The 19,109-nt window shown below is 70.4% G+C and carries 17 protein-coding genes; 3 read left to right on the forward strand and 14 right to left on the reverse strand.

Annotated features, from left to right (window positions below; all coding sequences use genetic code 11):
- Window positions 1–7: 7 nt before the first annotated feature.
- The 7 genes from OG792_RS18905 to OG792_RS18935 form a co-directional block, all read right to left on the reverse strand.
- The gene (locus OG792_RS18905) at window positions 8–616 is read right to left on the reverse strand and encodes a GTP-binding protein (protein WP_329100667.1); all 609 of its coding nucleotides are present in this window, start codon (window positions 614–616) and stop codon (window positions 8–10) included.
- Entirely contained in the window at window positions 597–908 is a 312-nt protein-coding gene (locus tag OG792_RS18910; protein ID WP_329111319.1) for a DUF742 domain-containing protein, read from the reverse strand. The genes OG792_RS18905 and OG792_RS18910 overlap by 20 nt, the downstream gene beginning before the upstream one ends.
- Window positions 909–992: 84 nt before the next feature.
- A complete protein-coding gene (locus OG792_RS18915) occupies window positions 993–1,424 on the reverse strand; it encodes a roadblock/LC7 domain-containing protein (RefSeq protein WP_442932241.1) in 432 nt (143 codons plus the stop codon).
- Between the two features lie 56 nt (window positions 1,425–1,480).
- Window positions 1,481–3,967, reverse strand: coding sequence for a sensor histidine kinase (locus OG792_RS18920; RefSeq protein ID WP_329100669.1), 2,487 nt, complete (start codon window positions 3,965–3,967; stop codon window positions 1,481–1,483).
- A 146-nt stretch (window positions 3,968–4,113) separates the two neighbouring features.
- Complete coding sequence (locus OG792_RS18925; RefSeq protein WP_329100671.1) at window positions 4,114–5,733, reverse strand: prenyltransferase/squalene oxidase repeat-containing protein; 1,620 nt, start codon at window positions 5,731–5,733, stop codon at window positions 4,114–4,116.
- Window positions 5,730–6,653, reverse strand: coding sequence for a terpene synthase family protein (locus OG792_RS18930; RefSeq protein WP_329100673.1), 924 nt, complete (start codon window positions 6,651–6,653; stop codon window positions 5,730–5,732). Before OG792_RS18930 ends, OG792_RS18925 begins: the two co-directional genes overlap by 4 nt.
- A complete protein-coding gene (locus tag OG792_RS18935) occupies window positions 6,650–8,011 on the reverse strand; it encodes a cytochrome P450 (protein WP_329100675.1) in 1,362 nt (453 codons plus the stop codon). Before OG792_RS18935 ends, OG792_RS18930 begins: the two co-directional genes overlap by 4 nt.
- Window positions 8,012–8,699: 688 nt before the next feature.
- Between OG792_RS18935 and OG792_RS18940 the strand changes: the two genes are divergently transcribed.
- Window positions 8,700–9,731 (forward strand): LLM class flavin-dependent oxidoreductase, encoded by a 1,032-nt coding sequence (locus OG792_RS18940; RefSeq protein ID WP_329100677.1) that lies wholly within the window; start codon window positions 8,700–8,702, stop codon window positions 9,729–9,731.
- A gap of 138 nt (window positions 9,732–9,869) precedes the next feature.
- Here the strand turns inward: OG792_RS18940 and OG792_RS18945 are convergent, their stop codons facing one another.
- From OG792_RS18945 to OG792_RS18975, 7 genes are all read right to left on the reverse strand, one after another.
- Complete coding sequence (locus OG792_RS18945; RefSeq protein WP_329100679.1) at window positions 9,870–10,934, reverse strand: polysaccharide deacetylase family protein; 1,065 nt, start codon at window positions 10,932–10,934, stop codon at window positions 9,870–9,872.
- Between the two features lie 77 nt (window positions 10,935–11,011).
- Complete coding sequence (locus OG792_RS18950) at window positions 11,012–12,046, reverse strand: Gfo/Idh/MocA family protein (RefSeq protein WP_329100681.1); 1,035 nt, start codon at window positions 12,044–12,046, stop codon at window positions 11,012–11,014.
- Window positions 12,047–12,194: 148 nt separating this feature from the next.
- Window positions 12,195–13,160, reverse strand: a complete 966-nt coding sequence (locus tag OG792_RS18955) for an aldo/keto reductase (protein ID WP_329100683.1) — start codon at window positions 13,158–13,160, stop codon at window positions 12,195–12,197.
- A 5-nt stretch (window positions 13,161–13,165) separates the two neighbouring features.
- Window positions 13,166–14,371: a mandelate racemase/muconate lactonizing enzyme family protein gene (locus tag OG792_RS18960; RefSeq protein ID WP_329100685.1), complete on the reverse strand. Its 1,206-nt coding sequence runs from the start codon at window positions 14,369–14,371 to the stop codon at window positions 13,166–13,168.
- Window positions 14,372–14,406: 35 nt separating this feature from the next.
- Complete coding sequence (locus tag OG792_RS18965; RefSeq protein ID WP_329100687.1) at window positions 14,407–15,249, reverse strand: carbohydrate ABC transporter permease; 843 nt, start codon at window positions 15,247–15,249, stop codon at window positions 14,407–14,409.
- Complete coding sequence (locus OG792_RS18970) at window positions 15,246–16,151, reverse strand: carbohydrate ABC transporter permease (RefSeq protein ID WP_329100689.1); 906 nt, start codon at window positions 16,149–16,151, stop codon at window positions 15,246–15,248. Before OG792_RS18970 ends, OG792_RS18965 begins: the two co-directional genes overlap by 4 nt.
- On the reverse strand, window positions 16,148–17,395 hold the full coding sequence (locus OG792_RS18975) for an ABC transporter substrate-binding protein (RefSeq protein WP_329100692.1): 1,248 nt from the start codon (window positions 17,393–17,395) through the stop codon (window positions 16,148–16,150). The genes OG792_RS18970 and OG792_RS18975 overlap by 4 nt, the downstream gene beginning before the upstream one ends.
- A gap of 338 nt (window positions 17,396–17,733) precedes the next feature.
- Between OG792_RS18975 and OG792_RS18980 the strand changes: the two genes are divergently transcribed.
- The gene (locus tag OG792_RS18980) at window positions 17,734–18,495 is read left to right on the forward strand and encodes a GntR family transcriptional regulator (protein WP_329100694.1); all 762 of its coding nucleotides are present in this window, start codon (window positions 17,734–17,736) and stop codon (window positions 18,493–18,495) included.
- A gap of 170 nt (window positions 18,496–18,665) precedes the next feature.
- The gene (locus OG792_RS18985) at window positions 18,666–19,067 is read left to right on the forward strand and encodes a DUF2267 domain-containing protein (RefSeq protein ID WP_329100696.1); all 402 of its coding nucleotides are present in this window, start codon (window positions 18,666–18,668) and stop codon (window positions 19,065–19,067) included.
- The last annotated feature ends 42 nt before the right edge of the window (window positions 19,068–19,109 follow it).

Here is a 19,109-nt window from a genome sequence, read left to right on the forward strand (position 1 = left end):
TCGGTGGCTAGCGGCCGGCGGCCGCGCGGTCCCGCTCGCGACGCTGCATGGCCTCGCGCAGCAACGCGATCAGGACCTCCTTGCCGGACTGCCGCTGCCGGGCGTCGCAGAGCATCACCGGTACGTCCGGATCGAGGTCGAGCGCGAGCTTGACCTCTTCGAGCGCGTACTGGCGGGCGCCCTCGAAGCAGTTGACCGCCACGATGAACGGGGTGCCCTGCCGCTCGAAGTAGTCGATCGAGGGGAAACAGTCGGCGAGTCTGCGGGTGTCGGCGAGGACGACCGCGCCCAGTGCACCGAGCGCCAGTTCGTCCCAGACGAACCAGAACCGGTCCTGGCCCGGTGTCCCGAAGAGGTAGAGGACCAGATCGTCGTTGATCGTGATCCGGCCGAAGTCCATCGCGACGGTCGTGGTGGTCTTCGCCTCGACGCCGGAGAGGTCGTCGATCCCGATGCCCTGCTCGGACAGGACCTCCTCGGTACGCAGCGGTCCGGTCTCGCTGACCGCCCCGACCATGGTGGTCTTACCGACCCCGAAGCCGCCGGCGATGAGGATCTTGAAGGCCGTCGGCAGCGTGTGGCTACCGGCAGGGGCGTCAGAGTGCTCGTAGTCCATTGATCACTGCCTCGAATACGCTGTCGTCCGGTAGGGCGGTCGCCGGCCGGGGTTCCCGCACCTCTACGAAGTGCCGCTCAAGCAGGTCGCCGAGCAGGACGCGGATGGTGCCGAGGGGCAAATTGAGGTGCGCCGCGACCTCGGCGACCGACTGCGTCCGATGGCAGAGGCCGACGATGGCGAGGTGTTCGGGCCCGAGGCCGAGCTCCAGCGGAGCGTCGGCCCGGGTCGTCAGCACCAGTGAGATCAGGTCGAACCTGCCCCGTACGGGCCTGGTCCGTCCACGGGTCATCGCGTACGGACGGACCACCGGCCCGGCGTGGTCGTCAACCCACTGATCCTCCGTGGATCCTCCCTCTGCGACGGTCACGGCGGCCTACTTCTCTCCACCGGTCGACGCCGCCGGGCCGGACTCCCTGGCCGGTGAGGCGAGGAACTTCCCGGCCCGGGTCACCAGCATCGCCATCTCGTACGCGATCAGCCCCACGTCCGCGTCCTCGTCGGCGAGTACGGCCAGGCACGCGCCCCGGCCCGCCGCGGTGACGAACATGAACTGGGACTGCATCTCGATGATGGTCTGCTGCACGGTGCCGCCGCCGAACCGCTTCCCGGCGCCCCGGGCGAGGCTCTGGATCCCGGCCGCGACCGCCGCCAGGTGCTCGCCGTCGTCGCGGCCCAATCCCTTCGATCGGGCCACCAGCAGGCCATCCACGGACAGGACGATGGCATGCTCAGCCTGCTTGACCCGGCCGACCAGATCATCCAACAGCCAGGCCAGGTCGGCGCTCGACGCTGTTTTGTGCACCACTCGTTGTCCTCTGTCTCCTGTCGGCGAGGGGTCGCCGAGTCGTTCTCCTGGTTCGGTCACGTACGCGGCTGGTCCCGGGGCGTGTTGTCGTCCCGGTCAGCCGGAGCGGCCTGCGCCCGCGCCTCCTCGTGCGTCAGCCGGGCGGCCTCGGAGCGGCCGCGCCTGGTGCCGAGCTGGTAGGAACTCATCATCGAGCGGATCTGCTCCGGCGGTCGAGGGGCGTCGTCGTCCTCGACCGTCCCGCCCGGATCCTCCTGCTGCAACGGCTTGGCGAGGTTGGCCTGCCGGACCCGTACCGGCAACCCGGACGGGGTCTGGCCCGTACCGGTGTCGCGGGTTTCCGCCGGGGTCGGCGGCGGCTGGTCCCCCGGCGCAACACCGGGCGCGGCGACCGCTCCGGGTGACTGCGCCGGACCCGCCTGCGAACGCTGTCGCGGGATCAGGCTGTCCACCCGCTGGGTGGTCAGCGGTGGCCGTGCGGACCGGGCCGGCAGCGGCGGATCGGTCCGGTCCGGAACCGCCGCCGACGACGCCGGGGTGGGTGCCTGGTTCGGTCCCCCGCCCACGGTCGTCGCACCGACCCGGACCTGCGTCGGCACACTGTCGGCCGGCGGCCGGGCCGGGGCGGTGTCCCGCTGGTCCGGCTCGGCGCCGCCGTCGGTCACCAGGCCGAGCGGGATGAGCACGACCGCGGTCGTGCCGCCGTACGGCGACTCCTTGAGGTGGGCCCGTACGCCGTGCCGCTCGGTGAGCCGGCTGACCACGTACAGGCCCAGGCGGGTGGCGTTGGCGAGGTTGAACTCCTGCTGGCTGACGATCTGCTCGTTGGCCAGGGCGAGGTCCTCCTCGCTCATGCCGAGGCCGCGATCCTCGATCTCGACGACGAAGCCGTTCGCCACCATCTGCCCCTTCACCTCGACCGCGGTGTTCGGGGGCGAGAAGGACAGCCCGTTCTCGATCAGCTCGGCCAGCAGGTGGATCACGTCACCGACGGCCCGGCCGGCGAGGGCCACCGAACCCATGGGCAGCACGTTGACCCGGGTGTAGTCCTCCACCTCGGCCACCGCACCGCGTACGACGTCGACCATCGGCACGTTGCGACGCCAGGCACGCCCCGCCTTCGAGCCGGAGAGCACGATCAGGTTCTCGGCGTTGCGCCGCATCCGGGTGGCCAGGTGGTCGACCCGGAACAGGTCCTCCAACTCCTCGGCGTCGTTCTCCCGCCGCTCCATCGCGTCGAGCAGGATGAGCTGACGGTGAACCAGGGCCTGGGTACGCCGGGCGAGGCTGAGGAAGATGTCCCGTACGCTGCGCCGCAGTTCTGCCTGCTCGACCGCGGTCCGGATGGCGGTCTCCTGGACCGCGTTGAACGCCTGGCCCACCTGGCCGATCTCGTCGTTGCCGAAGTCCAGCGGCGGCGCCTCGGCGGAGACGTCCACCTCCTCGCCCCGGCCGAGCCGTTCGACGACGCCGGGCAGCCGCTCGTTGGCCAGCGTCCGGGCCGCCTCGCGCAGCCGTTCGAGCTGGGCGACCAGGGCACGGGCCGTGGTCACCGAGACGATGACCGAGGCGACGACGGCGAAGGCGCCCAGCACGGCGGCGAGGAAGATGCGGACGATCACCCAGATGGCGCCCGGTGTGCTGCGCTCGACGATGCCGTCGCCGCCGGTGACCACCACCTCGTGGAGCTGCCGCAGCGCCGGCTCGACCACACCCGGCCAGTCCGCCGGCTGGATCGGCGGCGCGGTGCCGCTCCGGTTCGCGAGCATCAGCCGGTCCTCGGCGGCCCGCAGGCGCAGGAACGCGTCGCCGGCGAGCATCCCGTCGTACCGGGCCCGGTCGCGGCTCTCCAGGTCGCTGACGGTCTTGGAGCCCATGAAGCGCTGCGCCCCGACGAGTTTAGTGACCTCGGCGTACTCGGCGGGGGTGATCCTGGCGGCGGCCAGGATCCCGGTGACCAGCGCGTCCTCCTGGGAGATCAGCTCGTACTGCCGGTTGAGGTCGATCAGGGCGGCGGCCTGGGTCGCGATCGTCTCGTCGTCGAGGCTGCCCAGGGCGTCGTAGACCCGGAAGATCCCGTCGACCACGGCGGTGTAGGCCGCCGCCGCCGCGCCCCGGTCGATGGTCCGGGAGTCGACCTGCGCCCGGATGGTGTTCAGCTCGTCGAGCTGCACGACGGTCGCGCCGATCCGACGCTTGAGTTCCGAGGTGCCGGCGATGTCGGCCTGCCGGCTCTCCGCGGAACTGCGGAACTCGGCCGCGAGGCCCCGGGTGTTCGCCCGCGCGGCGTCCATCTCGGTCCGGGCCGCCCTGGCCGAACCCAGGTACGCCAGCGACAGCCGGCGCTCGTCCTGGAGTCCCTGTAGCAGGGGCTCGCTCGGCTGGTACACGTAGCTGTTGAGCGCCTGGGCGAACAGGAGGTTCGTTCCCTCGCGCAGGGTCACCCATGCGGCGAACACCCACAGGGCGGTCAGCGACACCAGGAGTGCGACCACTTTGGTACGTAGGTTCGCGCTGCTGCCGCGAGGAATGCGGGAAGCCATTACACCGTCCCAGGCCGGATTGGGGGTGTCGTCATATGTCGGTGATGCGACGTACCGAATACGTTGACCGGGTCATTCGGGAAGTGCGGTCACGCTAGCAGTATCGGACAAGTCATCTCAAGTCCACACAATGGGATGATGCGGCTTCATTGCGGTGCCGGGGCTGCTACCGCCAGGTCCGCCCTGCTGGCTACAAGATGGACAGCCGCCAGGGTGGCGGATCGCACAATCGCCGTCGGTGCGTACAGGTCTTTGCCGTGCCACAGCGCCGGGTGCTTCTTTCGCCCGAGCGTGTGCCGAAGATAGGAGTATCCACTAAGGACAGATGCGCGCAGCGCACCGGGCAGGGGCGCGCGCGTCCCCAGCAGAACGTGCAGCGCGTACGCCGTCTCCTCCGCCGTACCCGACCACCGACCCCACGAGCCGTCCGGTCGCTGACCGGCGACCACCCAGGCGACCGCCCGACCGACCGCCTCGGTGACCCCGCGCCCCCGACCGTGCTCGCGCAGTGCGAGCACCGCGCAGGCGGTCGCGTAGTAGGGGGAGGCGTGCCAACGGTCGTACCACGCCCCGTCGGGCCGCTGCTGCTCCCGGAGCCAGGCCGACAGTCGGCGTACCACGGCCGGGTACCGCGGGTCCGGGTCCGCTCGGGTCGCCAGCTGCAACCCGAACGCGTCGAGGACGTGGGCGTTGGTCGAGACGGACGCGCCGTCCTCGCCGGGCCAGGTGGAGAAGTGGGCGCCGGTGTCGTAGCCCCACAGGCTGTCCGGCTCGGTCGGCACGCCGAGGTGTCCGAGCGCGTAGAGGGTGACGGCGGTGGTGTCGGCGTCGGCCGGCAGCCCCGGTCCGGTCGCGGTTCCCGTCGGACCGAGCGCGCGGACCAGACTGTCGACCAGTTCCCGGGGTGCGGTGAAATCGACCCCGGCGCGGGCGAGTCCACTCAGGATCCAGGCGCGCTCGAAGACGGTGATCGGGGTCGGGCAGGGCACCGGGCCGTCCTGAACCGGTGCCAGGGCTTCGAGGTGGGTCCGGGCGGCGTCGGTGCCGTCCGCCCGTCCCGCGGCGGCGATCCAGGCGGCGGTGGCCGCCGGTGACGCCCCGACCGTGCCGTAGCGGCCGGGCAGGATGCCGGACGGCAACCCGGCGGCGGCTCCGACCACCTCGAACGAGTGCGCCAGCTTGGCGGGCACCTCGGCACCGGCGGCGACCAGCCGACGGACCGCGACCAGCCGGGCGCCGCTCATGCCCGCCGGCAGGCCGAGGCTCGGGCCCGGCCGCCACCCGGACGGCCGGGCGGGCGGATCGTCGAGGTGCCGGTTGATCGCCTCGACCAGGGCCGGCACGATCAGATCGATCGCCGGCGTGTCGGGCAGGCGCAGCGTCTCGTCGCCGAGCCAGCCGGCGAGCGCCGCGAGCCCCCGGTCCACCGCACCCACCAGCGCCGGCCCGGCCACCGTGAACCGGCCACCCGCCGCGTCCCGACGCAGTACGGCCAGCAGCGCTTCCACCGCGCTCAGCGTCGGTACGAGGGCGTAGCCGCCCGGTGGGCCCCAGCCGCCGTCGCCGCGTTGCGCTGCCAGCACGAACCGCATCCGCTCGGCGTGCCCGGTCAGCCAGGGCGCCAGTGTGATCAGCCGGGCGGTCTCGTAGACCGACGGGGCGACCCGGCCCCACGGTTGCTCGACCAGCCCGGCGAGCAGCCGGTCGACCTCGCCGGCGAGATCACCCGGGTCGGTCACGGAATCGGGGACGACGGACGTGGTCACAGCCGACCCCAGAAGTCGGCGCCGCCGCCGTAGAACCGGGTGACGAAGCCCAGCTGCCGTGCCAGGTAGGACGCCTGGCGCGGGCAGCCCGGGTGCAGCGGCGTGAGCAGGTCGAGGCACTGGTCGACCAGCTCACCGATTCGGCCCGTCACCCAGTTCCGGTCGACCCCGAGCATCAGCACGTTCAGGTCGCCCCCGCCCCAGGCCACGTCACGGTCGTAGGTGGCAAGGTCGTTCACCAGCCGCAACACCTGCTGCACCTGCCGGCCGGCGCCCCGCAACCCGTCGAGGGCGTCCAGGCAGTCCCGCTCGCCCGTACGCAGCCAGTGCGAGAGGTTCACCCAGGCGAGGCCGGTGTTGTCGGCCGCGTCCAGGTAGGTGTCGACGTCCGGCAGGCCCGACTCGTCGCCGGCCGCGCGGGCCGACTTCCAGCGCCATTCGCGGGCCATCGCGGCCAGGGTCCGGCCCAGCTCCGCCCGCCACAGCGACGCGTGCTCCGGGTACGCCGGCGCGGCGACCAGTTCGTCGCGGATGTCGGCCAGGAAGCCGGCGAGGGGTGCACCCGGATCGGGTACGGCCCCGTCGGCGACCGCGAGGCAGCCGGCCACGAGTTCGTCGACCTGCTCGACGGCAACGGCCAGGGTGTCGACCTGCCAGTCGAGTGCGAAGATCCACAGCGCTGCCCGGTTCGCCACCCGCAGGTCGGCCGGGGTGGCCCAGGTCGCGTTGCAGGCGGTCGCGTACGCCACCGCGCCGACCAGTGCGGCGTCGAACGGCTCCCCCGCGAACAGTTCCGGGTAGGCGCGGACCCGGTCGGTCAGGTCACGCTGGGCGGCGATCGTCAGCGCGCCGATGGCGGCCAACCCGGTGCCGGACGAGAAGTCCCGCCGGACGTCGACGCGCGGCTCGACCGTCCTCACGCCACCACTGCCCGGACCGGACGCAGCACCAGCCTGGCCTCGGTGGCGGGTCGTAGCGAGGCACCCAGCCGAGGGGTGAAGTCGGCCGGGCCGACCAGCTCGGGCCGGAAACGACTCAGCAGCGTGGCGATGATCAGTGGCGCCTCGACCGCGAACAGGTACTGGCCCAGGCAGCGGTGCTGACCCCCGCCGAACGGGAAGTAGCTGTAGTACGGCTCGGGTTTCGGCCCGTCCGGATCGAACCGCTCGGGATCGAAGTCGTCCGGGTCCGACCAGAACGCCGCCATCCGGTGGGTCACGTACGGGCTGACGAGGATGGTCGCGCCGGCCTCGATCCGGGTGCCGCCGAGCACCTCGTCGCCGACCGCCATCCGGGGGATGAACCAGCCGGCCGGCCAGAGCCGGAGCAACTCGTCCAGCACCATCCGGGTGTAGCGCAGTTGCGGCACGTGGCTTCGGCGTACCTCGGAATTGCCGACCACCCGGTCGACCTCGGCGTGAAGTCTGGCGGCGACCTCGGGATGCGCCGCCAGTACGGGCCAGAGCCAGGACAGCACCGCGATGGTGGTCTCGGTGGAGGTCGACACCATCGCGACCACGTCGTCGCGGATCTGCTGCTCGGTCACCTCCTCGCCGTCGACGCCGCGCGCCGCGCAGAGCGTGGAGATGACGTCCTCGCCACCGTCGGGGTTCCGCCGGACCTCCCTGATGATCGGCAGCACGATGTCGTCGAGCGTCGCGACCGCGGCGGCGAAGGCCCGGTCACCGGGCAGCGGCAGCCAGTTCGGCGCCCACGGCAGCACGATCCGGGGAATCATCTCGGTGGCGATCACGCCGAACGCGTCGACCATCCGTACGGCGTCGGGCACGCTGATCCGGTCACCGAACAGCACCCGCATAGTGGCCCGGCAGACGATCCGGGCCAACTCGCTCGCGGCGTCGACGGTTCCGCCCGTCCGGGCCGTTCCCTCCAGGTCGGTCACCGCGTCCCGGATCGCCTCGGCCATCCGGTCGGTCATCGTGTTGACCCGACCGGGGGTGAACAGCGGGCGCAGCACGTCCCGACTCGACTTCCAGACCGGGCCCTCGGTGACCAGGATCGCCTCGCCGACGGCCCGGCGTACGCCATCCCAGAGCAACCCCTCCCGCACGTACCGGTCCGGGTTGTGCAGCACCGTTTCCAGGTGATCCGGCGACGTCACCAGGTACGGCCCGACCGAGCCGACGCCCAGCCGGACGATTTCGCCGTTCGCCGCGTTGCCGGCCTCCACCAACGCGTCCAGTGGATGCCGGACCAGACCCGGCAGCTTGCGCAGGGCAAGTCGTCGGGCTCGGGTCCCGGACGCCGTCTCAGCCATCGGATCCCTCCAGGACGTCGCCGCGGTTCGGCCTCGCCCGTCAACCGGCGGCTGCGGTGACCGGTTCGTGACCGGGTCCGCGGGGTGGCAGCTTGATCGAGCTGATCCGGGCCACTGTAGATCTCTCGGTTCGCCCGGTCCATCGATGCAACGATGGTCTGTCCGGGAGGGACCGCCGCACGGCGGGTGCCTCCACCACCCCGCACAGCACCTCGATGGTGACCCTCAGCAACCGACCGTCACAGAAGGCCGGCGCTGCGAGATGTTGGCTATGATCACCAATCTTCGGATTCGCTACTTTCTGTCCGCGCCGGCGGCCGACGAAGTTGGCGAAGTCACGCGAGCGACCAGGTCAGGGATGCCCGCGCTCCTTCCCATCCGCCAGCCATGCCACGGATCGCGGCAACCCTGGGTAGCCATGGGTCTTTCGCTGGTTTTGCGCGGGTCATTACCTCCGGTAATGAGGGAAATTCCGCTCCCGTCGGAAACGCACCCACCACACGGGCCCGAAAGTAGTTAGTGACGCGGGTCACAACAGGCAACCTAAAGGGCTTGGCTACACGGCGGACACATCGCCGTAACCCCGTTCACCCCGAGGGACACGTTCCCGCGCCGGCCCGTCGGTCGCCTGCCACAATCGGGGCTGCGTTGATGTTCGGCAGATCCTGCCGTGGACGATGGAGGACCCGTGCCGCTGCCCTCGGAGCCCCTGCGGAAACTCGGTTTCCTGACCATCGGGCTGTTCGAGGAGGCCGACCCCCGCCGGGGTCACGAGTCGACGCTCAAGGTCATCGAGCTGGGCGAGCGGCTGGGCTTCGACAGCGCCTGGCTGCGGCACCGTCACCTCCAGTACGGCATCTCCTCCCCCGTTGCCGTACTCGCCGCCGCCACCCAGCGCACCAGCCGGATCGAACTCGGCACCGCGGTCATTCCACTGGGCTGGGAGAACCCGCTGCGGCTGGCCGAGGACCTGGCAACGGTCGACATCCTGTCCGGGGGACGGCTCAATCCCGGCGTCAGCGTCGGCCCGCCGATGCACTACGACCGGGTCAGGCAGGCGCTGTACCCGGACACCGCCGATACCGAGGACTTCAGCTACGAACGCGTACGGCGGCTGCTGCACTTCGTACGCGGCGAGCCGGCCACCGACTTCAGCGGTGTCCAGGGTTTCGAGGTGTTCTCCGACCGGGTGCAGCCGCACGCACCGGGGCTGGGCGACCGGATGTGGTACGGCGGGGCGAGTCTGCGCTCCGCCCGATGGGCCGGCGAGAACGGGATGAACTTCCTGACCAGCAGCGTGGTGAAGGCGGAGGAGTCCGAGGACTTCGCCGAGATCCAGCTCGCCCACGTCCGGGCCTTCCGCGCGCACCACCCCGACGGCGAGCGCGCCCGCGTCTCCCAGGGCCTGGTGGTCATCCCCACCGACAGCGCCACGCCCCGGCAGCGCGCGAAGTACCTGGCGTACGCGGAGCAGCGGATGCCGCGTACCGCCACGCCGCAGGGGCCGGCGCGGTTGATGTTCGCCCCCGACCTGGTCGGCAGCTCAGCCGAGATCGCCGAACGGCTCTACGCCCAGGCCGCGTTCCGCGAGATCAACGAGGTCGCCTTCGCACTCCCCTTCACCTTCGACCACGACGACTACATCCAGATCCTCACCGACATGGCCACCCACCTGGGCCCCGCCCTGGCCTGGCACCCACCCCACCCCACAACCCCCTAAACCCCCTCCCCCGATTCCGTCGGCGATCTTGCAGTTGTGGTGACCGAGTTAGGGCACTCATCCCGATTTGTGGACGACCACAAGTGCAAGATCGTCGACGGAATCGGGGGTGGGGAGGGGTGGGAGGGAGGGGGTGGTTTATGGGTTGTTTTGCGGTGGGCCGGTGGGGAGTGGTACCAGGTTGAGACGGCGCAGCAGGTTGGGAAGGATCGTTCGTAGGGCGGTTATCGTCTGCTGGCGGTTCCCGCCGGCGTCGTGCATCAGCACGATCGAACCGGGGACGACGCCGGCCGTGACGTTCGACGCGATGTTGCCGGCGCCCGGCCGGCTGTAGTCCTCCGCGTCCACGTCCCAGTGCACCGAGGTCATGCCGAGTTCGCGGGCCGTGGCGACCGCACCGGCCGTCCAGCCGCCGTAGGGCTGCCGGTAGTAGAGGATCAGGGCATCCGGTACGGCGGCCCGGATCGCCGCGTTCGTACGGGTCAGGTCGGTCCGGATCGCCGCCTTCGACCGGCTGCCCAGGTCCGGATCGTGGGACCAGGAGTGGTTGCACAGGGTGTGTCCGGCGGCGGCTATCGCCCGGACCAGTTCCGGGTACGCCGCAGCGAGCTCGCCGACCAGGCAGAAGGTCGCCCTGACCCGAAAACGGGCGAGTTCGGCGAGCACCTGCGGGGTGTACACGGGATTCGGCCCGTCGTCGAAGGTGAGCGCCACGCCGCGCGAGCCGGTGCTGATCCGGCTGCTGTACGGGCCGCCGGTCCCCATTGGCAGCCGGGGGCGGTCATCGGCGAGGGGCGCCTCCGGAACAGGCTCGGCGGATCGGGCCGGGCTGGCTGGGGCCGGGGCGACGGGGACCGAGTGGGTCGGGGCGGAGCGGATCGGGGCCGGGCGGGTCGGGGCGGAGCGGATCGGGGCCGGTCGGGTCGGGGCAGTGGTGGCCGACGGGGAGGCACTGTGCGGCGGGTCGGGGGTCGGTGAGCCGGTGGCGGGCCGGGACGGGCTCGGTGGCCCCGGCTCGCCGAGCGGGTCACGCGACGGTCCGGACCCGACGAACGTGTGCCCGAGGAGGTAGCCGCCGCCCAGCATCGAGCCGACCACCAACCCGAGGATCATGATCAGACGCAGCTGGCGCCGGCCGGTCAGCCCGCTCCGGCGGGGCCCGTACCGGCCGGTCGAGGCCCGGCCACCACGCGTCGAGCCCATGCCCGCCTCCTCGCCCGCACCGCCCCCGACCCCTCAGGTTACGTACGTTCTGCACGGCAAAGTGCGGTTATTTCGTACTAGTCGAGAGCCGCCTCGATGACCCGCAGCACCGCGACGCTGTCGCGCGGGTCGACCGGTGGCCGCGAGCCGGTACGCAGCGCAACGGCGAGTTCCCGGTAGTAGGACTCGTACGAGCCGCGCCGGGTCGGCACCTCCCGCAGGTCGGCACCCGCCCCGATCCGTCCCCACCGCTCGCGGGGCGTCACCCCGAAGTCCTCGTCGCCGGGCCGGCTGCCCGCTTCGAGCTGGGACTCCTGCGGATCGAGCCCGAAGCTCACGTACGCGCCACGGGTGCCGCGCAGGACGAAGCGGGGGCGTACCTGGGCGGCCACGCTGCTCATCCACAGCCGGCTGCGGACCCCGCTGACGTGCTCCAGACTGACGAGTACGTCGTCGTCGTTCACCGCGCCCGGCCGCCGCGCGTCCACCTCGGCGTGCACCGCGCGGACCGGCCCGAACAGCAGGATCGCCTGGTCGACCAGGTGCGGCGCGAGGTCGTAGAGGATCCCCCCACCGTCGGCCAGGAGGGCGCGATCCTTGCGGCCGTCGGTGACCTCGGGCTTCCACCACTCGAAGGCCGACTCGAAGCCGAACACGTCGCCCAGTTCGCCGGAGGCGAGCACGTCGCGCACGGTCAGGAAGTCACCGTCCCAGCGCCGGTTCTGGAAGACGGTGAGGGTGCGGCCCGCCGCGTCCGCCGCCTCGACCAGGCCCTCCGCCTCCGTCGCGGTGAGGGCCAGCGGCTTGTCGACCACCACGTGCAGCCCCGCGTCGAGGGACCGCCGGGCCAGCTCGACGTGGGTGTCGTTCGGGGTGCAGACGACCGCGAGGTCGCAGTCGCCGGCGACCGCGAAGGCCGCGTCGGCGTCGGCCACGACCCGGGCACCGGGATGGTCGGCGCGTGCCGCCGCGGCCCGGTCGGGGTCGGACGTCACGATGACGTCGATGGTGTAGTCGCCGGTGGCGGCGAGCAGCGGGCCGTGGAACACCCGGCCCGCCAGGCCGTAACCGAAGAGCAGGACGCGCAGCGGCTGCGCGCAGGGATCGGACACTGGAGTTTCCTCGTCTGTCGGACTCATCGTCGGGGATCGTCGGGCGAAGTGATCGTCGGGGATCGTCAGGCGGACTGGCCGTCGGGATCGTCGTGCGGACTGGTCGTCAGGGGCGGCGGACTGGTCGTCAGGGGCGGCGGACTGGTCGTCAGGCGGGCAGGGTGGCTGGGTCGACGCGGGTCGCGATGGCATCCAGTTCGGCCCAGAGCGGGTCCGGCACCGGGGTCGAGGCGAGCGCGACGGCCTGGTCGACCCGTTCCGGACGGGACGCGCCGATGATGGTGCTGGCGATCCTCGGGTCGCGGGTGGAGAACTGGATCGCGGCGGCGGCCAGCGGCACCCCGTGCGCGCGGCAGGCCGCCTCCATCTCGCCGATCGCCGTGAGCAGTCCGGCCGGCGCCTCCCGGTACGCGTACCGGTGCGAGCCGCCGGTGCCCGAGGCGAGGATCCCACCGCCGAACACGGCGGCGTTGACGACGCCGAGCCCCATCGACGCGGCGAGGTCGATGAGCGGTCGGGCGGACCGGTTCACCAGCGTCCACCGGTTGTGCGTGAGCACGACGTCGAAGTAGCCGGTCCGGACGTACCGCTCGATCGTCGCCAGGTCACCACCGGCGACGCCGATCGATTGGGCCACGCCGCGCTCGCGCAGCTCCCGCAGTATGTCGACGGGTCCACCAGCTGCCATGAGCTGGTCGAAGTCGTTCTTCTCCGGGTCGTGCAGGTAGAGCAGCGGAACCCGGTCGAGCCCGAGGCGGTGCAGGCTCTCCGCGATCGACCGCCGGGCCTGTACCGCGTCGAACACCCCGGAGGCGAGGTCGCGGGCGATCTTCGTCGACAGGACGTACCCGTCGGGTAGCCCGCCGGCGCGGCGGATCGCCGCGCCGATCCGGCGTTCGGACTCACCCGCGCTGTACGCGGCCGAGGTGTCCAGTGCGCGCACCGGCCCCCGGATCGCGGCCAGCGCCGTGGCGGTTCCCGTCTCCGGCGGTACCTCGCGGCCGAAGTTGCCCGGCATCGAACCGAGCGGTGCGCCGCCGATCGTCAGTACGGTGATGTCCAGGCCGGTCGCACCCAGCGGCCGGGTCGGGAGCCGTTGGTCGGGATCGTTCATGGGTCTCAGCTCCGGGGAATCCAGTCGAAGAAGTGGTGGTCGGCCGGGTCCATGTGGGCCAGCGTCGCCTCGCGGTCGAGCTCGATGCCCAGGCCCGGCGCGGAGCCGACGGTGACGAACCCGTCGACCACTATCGGGTCCGGCAGGCCCTGCACGATCGAGTACCACCAGTCGTGGGTCGGCACCGGGTACTCGAACGCGATGAAGTTGTCCGGCAGCGTCGCGCACACCTGGGTAAGGGCGGCCAGCCCGAACAGACCGCTGCTGACCCCGTGCGGCGCGATCTGGATGCCGTGCAGATCGGCGTACTCCGCGATCCACTTCAGCTCCGCGATGCCGCCGACATCGCCGGGGTCGGGCCCGATTACGCGTACGGCCTGCGTCGAGATCAGTTCCTTGTAGTTGTTGCGCAGATAGATCTGCTCGCCGGTGTGGGTACGGATGCTGGTGGCCCGGGTGACCTCGCGGTACTGCCCGGCGTCGACCCACGGCACGCCGTCGCCGCTGAGCAGGTCCTCCGCCCAGACGATGTGCAGCGGTTCGAGTTCGCGCAGGACCGTGATGGCGTCCGGGACGGTGAACCCCGGTCCCATGTCGAGGGCCAGGCCACGCCCCTCGCCGAGCACGTCGGTCATCGCGCGTACGCAGGCGATGATGTGGTCGATGCCCGTGCGGGTCAGCATGCCCCGGTTCGGGTGCTTGGGGCCCTCGCGCAGGTCGCCGTAGAAGAACCCGGACACGTTCGGCGCCATGAACCCGTGAAAGCCGACGCCCTCCTTGAACAGGGTGAAGCCCTCCGGGGCGGCGGCCATCGCGGCCATCGACTCGGCGTAGTCCTCCGGCTGGTGGCCGCGCAGCACGGGTCGTACGCCGCCGTTGTAGACCCGGACCCGGTCGCGGACCTTGCCGCCGAGCAGCTTGTGGACCGGCAGGCCGGCGGCCTTGCCGGCGACGTCCCACAGGGCCATCTCGATCGCCGAGACGAGCGCGCCCCAGGGCTTGAAGCCGCCGAACCGGCGGATCCGCAGCATGCACCGCTCGACGTCGGTGGGGTCCTGGCCGACGAGCAGGTCCGAGTAGAGCCCGACCAGGTTGTGGATCGCCGGCTTGGAGTATTCGATCTCGCCGAACCCGTCGATGCCCTCGTCGGTGACCACCCGGACGATCGGACTGGCCCCGATGACGGCACACCGGACATCAAGGATCTTCATAGTGTCAGTGCTCTCTTTCGAAGCGCGGTGGGCGTTCAGCCCTTGACCGCACCGCTGGTCAGTCCGCCGATGAGATACCGCTGCAACGCGATGAACACGATCACCACGGGTACGGTCAGCACGACCGAGGCCGCCATCGTCGAGCCCCAGTCGACGTGGTACTCCGTCGCGAACTCCGTCAGGGCCACCGGCGCGGTACGCGCGGACTCGGAGGTGGCGAACACCGACGCGAACAGGAACTCGTGCCAGGACTGGAGGAAGGCGAACATACCGGCGGCGGCGAGCCCCGGCGCGGCGATCGGGAGGGTCACGTAGCTGACGGCGTCGAACCGGGAGCCACCGTCGATCTCGGCGGCCTCCTCCAGCGAGATCGGGATCGCCGCGATCTGGTTGCGGATCATCCAGGTGACCAGCGGAACCGTGATCGTGAGGTGCACGAACGCGAGCCCGATGGTGGTGTCCAGCAGTTGCAGCTTGTTGACCATCTGGTACAGCGGCAGCAGCAGCACGGTCAGCGGCACCAGTTGCCCGACCAGGATGAACAGCGCGACCGACCGGGCGCCCTTGAACTTGAACCGGGCGAGGGCGTACCCGGCGCTGAAGCAGAAGATCAGGGTGGCGGCCGCGACCAGCAGGCCGACGACTATCGAGTTCACCAGCGCGTGCGGCATCGACGACTCGGTGAAGACGCTGGTGTAGTTGTCCAGCGTCCAGTGCTTGGGGGTGAGCGTCGGCGGGATCGCGAAGATCTCGTTGCCGGGCTTGAACGACGTGAAGATCATCAGGACGATCGGCCAGAGCGTCCAGACGAGTACGACGGCGAGCGCGACCCAGGTGAGCACCGCGAACAGCGGGCGCCGGAACATGGACCGGGTCATGACAACTCCTCCAGGTCGGATCGCATCGCTCGGGCGTAGATCGCGACGAAGACGGCGCAGATCGCCAGTTGCAGCACCGCGATCGCGGAGACCATCGACTGGTCGCCGCGCTGGAACGCCTGGTAGAGCTGGATCGGCAGGATGGTCGAGGCACCGGCCGGACCGCCGCTGGTCATCACCCAGATGATCGTGAACGAGTTGAGCGCCCAGGTGACCAGCGTCAGCACGGCGATCCAGGTGGTCGAACGGATGGCCGGCAGCACGATGTAGGCGAAGGTCTGCCAGCCGGACGCGCCGTCCAGCCGGGCGGCCTCGTACCGCTCGGCCGGGATGCCGGTCAGCGCCGCGGAGACCATGAGCATGACGAACGGTGCCGTGGTCCAGATCTGGATCAGCGCGACCGCGTACAGCACGACGTCCGGATTGGACAGCCAGGCGATCGGCTGCTCGATCAGACCGGACTGGACGAGCCAGTGGTTGACCAGCCCGTAGTCGCTGGACAGGCTCCACCGCCAGACGGTCGCGCCGACCACGCCCGGAATGATCCACGGAATCATGAACAGGCCGCGCCACACCCCGGTGAGGCGCAGGAACGGGGAACGCAGCAGCAGCGCGGCCGCGTACCCGATCAGGAGCGCGCCCGCGACGGACACCAGCGTCCAGACGAGCGTGTTGAGCATGACGCGCCCGAAGTTGGGCGCGTCGAACAGCCGCCCGAACGCCTCGGTGTCGGACAGGGCGCGGTCGAGGACCGCGATGACCGGGACGACCGTCAGGACCGCCATCAGGATGGCGGCCGGCAGCATGAGGGCGATCCCACGGCGGGTCGCCCCGGTGCCGGGCCGGCCGGCCGGGCGTGAACCCGGTCGGTCGGCCCGACGCACCGTTTGGGCCGTGCTCACTTGGCGCCGCCGAGGTTCTTCTCGGCCTGGGCCATGATCGCGCTAGCCCCCTCCTGCGGGCTCTTGGATCCGAGCGCGATCTCCTGGATCGTGTCGTGGACGAACGGGATCATCGCGGTCCAGCGCGGGTCGTTCGGGGCGGGAATCGAGTGCTTGGCGAGCTGCTCGCCGTATGCCTTGCGGACGTCGGTCTGGAACTTGGCGTCCTGGGTCGCGCTCACCCGCGCCGGGAAGGTCAGGGTGAGGCTCGCCATGTTCTCGGGGCGACCGAGGAACGACGCCAACTTCTTCGCGCCGTCGAGGTTCTCGGCCTTGGCCGGCACGATGTACGTCCAGCCGACGCCCTCCTGGACGCCAGGGCCGCTCGGGCCGGGGGCGATGGCGGTGCCGACCGGGAAGTTCTGCTTCGCCGCCGTGTCGGCGTCGAACACGCCACCCAGGTACATCCCGACCCGACCCTGGAGGAAGAGGTCGCGGATCCCGGTGTTGTCCAGCTCGAACGAGCTCTTGGTGGCGTACCCCTCGGTGACCGAGGTGCCCATGAGCTGCAATGCCTGCTGGACGGAGTCGGCCGTGAACTTCGGCGTGCCGTTCTCGATCGTCGTACCGTTTTGCAGCGCGAAGTCGAGGAACCGCAGCGTGAGGTCGCTGGGGTCACCCTGCATCGGCCAGGCCGTCCCGGCGACGGTCGAGGTGGTGAGCTTTTTGGCGTCGGCAATGAACTCCGCCCAGGTGGTGGGCGGGGTCGTGATGCCGGCCTTGGCGAACAGCTCGGTGTTGTAGATCAGGGCGTTGGTGGCCCACCGGTACGGCACCGCGTACGTCTTGCCGTCGACGGACAGGGTGTCCGTCAGCCCCGGCGCGAAGTCCGACGCCGGCATCTTGTCGTCGTAGAGGCTGGTCAGGTCCGCCAGCTGTCCCTTGCCGATGTACGTCTTGGTGCGGGCGATCGACTCGGTGACCAGGTCGGGGGCGTTGCCCGCGTCGAGCGCGACGGACACCTTGTTCGCGACCGTGGCGCCGGTGGTCTTCACCATCTCGACGTGCAGCGAGGGGTTCTCGCTCTCGAACTGCTGCACGAGGGTCGTGGCGACGTCCCAGTCCCAGTCCGGGACCCACCAGGTGACGGTGTTGGACGAGTCGGTGGAACTCCGGGTGGTGTTGAAAACGATGACACCCACAACCCCGAGCACCACCACGGCTACCGCCGCGAGCAGTGCGGTTGTGCGTGGACGAATGGTCATCTCTTTGCTCCGTTGCTCAAGAGGCGAAGTCTCGGCAGGCGGGGCGAAGCGCCGGCCGTGTCGAGCAGTGTCATCCTGTACGTACAGGATGTCAACCCTCGAAATTGGCCGAGCTGTCGACGCGCTCACGGCAGCGCAATCAGACTGATTTACGGGTTAATTGCCGGATTTACGGCTTTTGGATCGACGGGAGCCCTGTCGAATTGCAGCCATTATTTCCTATCTGATGCTGTTCGTGGTATTCGTCGCCTCTAGGGCGGTTCGATCGTGGAGGGTGACGCAGAAATTCGCAACACGTGGCTGCGCCAACGCGACGGTGAGCGGCTATGGTCGTCACCGTGCACCCTGTTCCCGCCATCGACCGCGGCTCCGCGCTGCCGTTCTATCACCAGCTCAAGCTGCTGATAGTCCAGGACATCGCGGCCCGTGGGCTCGAACCCGGCGACCGGCTACCCGGCGACTTCGAGCTGTGCGAGCGCTACCGCGTGTCGCGGACCGTCGTACGTCAGGCGCTCCAGGAACTCGAACTCGAAGGGGTCATCTCCCGGGTCAAGGGCCGGGGCACGTTCGTCGCCGACCGCAAGACCTCCGAGGGCTTCGGGCACGCGATGATCGGGCTGTTCGAAGAGGACGTCCGCGGCCGCAGTGGCGAGCAGACGATCGCCGTACGACGGTTGGAGACCGTGGCGGCCACCGCCGCCGTCGCCACCGAACTCGGGGTGGCACCGGGCAGCACCGTGGTCGAGATCGAACGGCTGCGGATGGTCAACGAGGAGCCCTGGGCCCTGACCATCACGCAACTACCGCTGTCCATCGGCAGGTTCGTCCTTGACGAGGACCTGTCGAACGTCTCCCTCTACGGCCTGCTGGAGCGCAAGTACGGCGTCCAGTTCGCCACCGGACGACGGTCGATCGAGGCGGGACTCGCCAGCGAGACAATGGCCGAGGCGTTGCGGGTCCTACCCGGCGCTCCCCTGCTCATCCTGCGGAGCCTGGCGTTCGACGACTCGGGCGTACCGCTCGAACGGTTCGCCGGATTCCATCGGGGCGACCTCAGCCGGTTCCTGGTCGACGTCCACCGCAAGCAGCCCACCGAGTAGACAACCCACCGCGCGGGTACCCGTGACGGCTCGGTATACGCCGGTTGATCGCCACTGTCCCGTACCGGAGGTGTTCTCGCGAGGTGCGCGGTCGTTTGGGTAGGCCGCGGCGGGGAAGCCCTTGATGCCGGCCGGGCGTACCGCCGCCAGCGCACAGAGGAGGCTCCGACGTGACGTACGACGACTTCATCGCCACCGTCGCCCGACGGACCGGGCTGACGAACGAGCAGGCCACCGACCTCACCTTCGCCACCCTGCAAACCCTGGCCGACCGGATCAGCGCGGGCGAGGCACAGGACCTGGCCGACAAGGTCCCCACCCGGCTCGCCGACCCGCTGCGCAAGCCGCCGAGCAGCGAGTTCGCCGACCCGTTCGACCTCGCCGAATTCCTGAACCGGGTACGCGACCGCGCCGGGTTGGACGACCCTCAGTCAGCACCCGGGGTGGCGGCGGTGTTCAGCACCCTGCGCGAGGCGGTGCCCGACTACGAGTTCGACGACATGCGGTCGCAGCTGCCGACCGGCATACGCCAGATGACCGAGCCGGTGAACGCACCCGGACCGCGCGGATAGACGACCACCGTGCGTGTTCTGACGAGGTGAACGGCCACGCAC

Source organism: Micromonospora sp. NBC_01699 (assembly GCF_036250065.1).
Lineage (GTDB): Bacteria > Actinomycetota > Actinomycetes > Mycobacteriales > Micromonosporaceae > Micromonospora_G.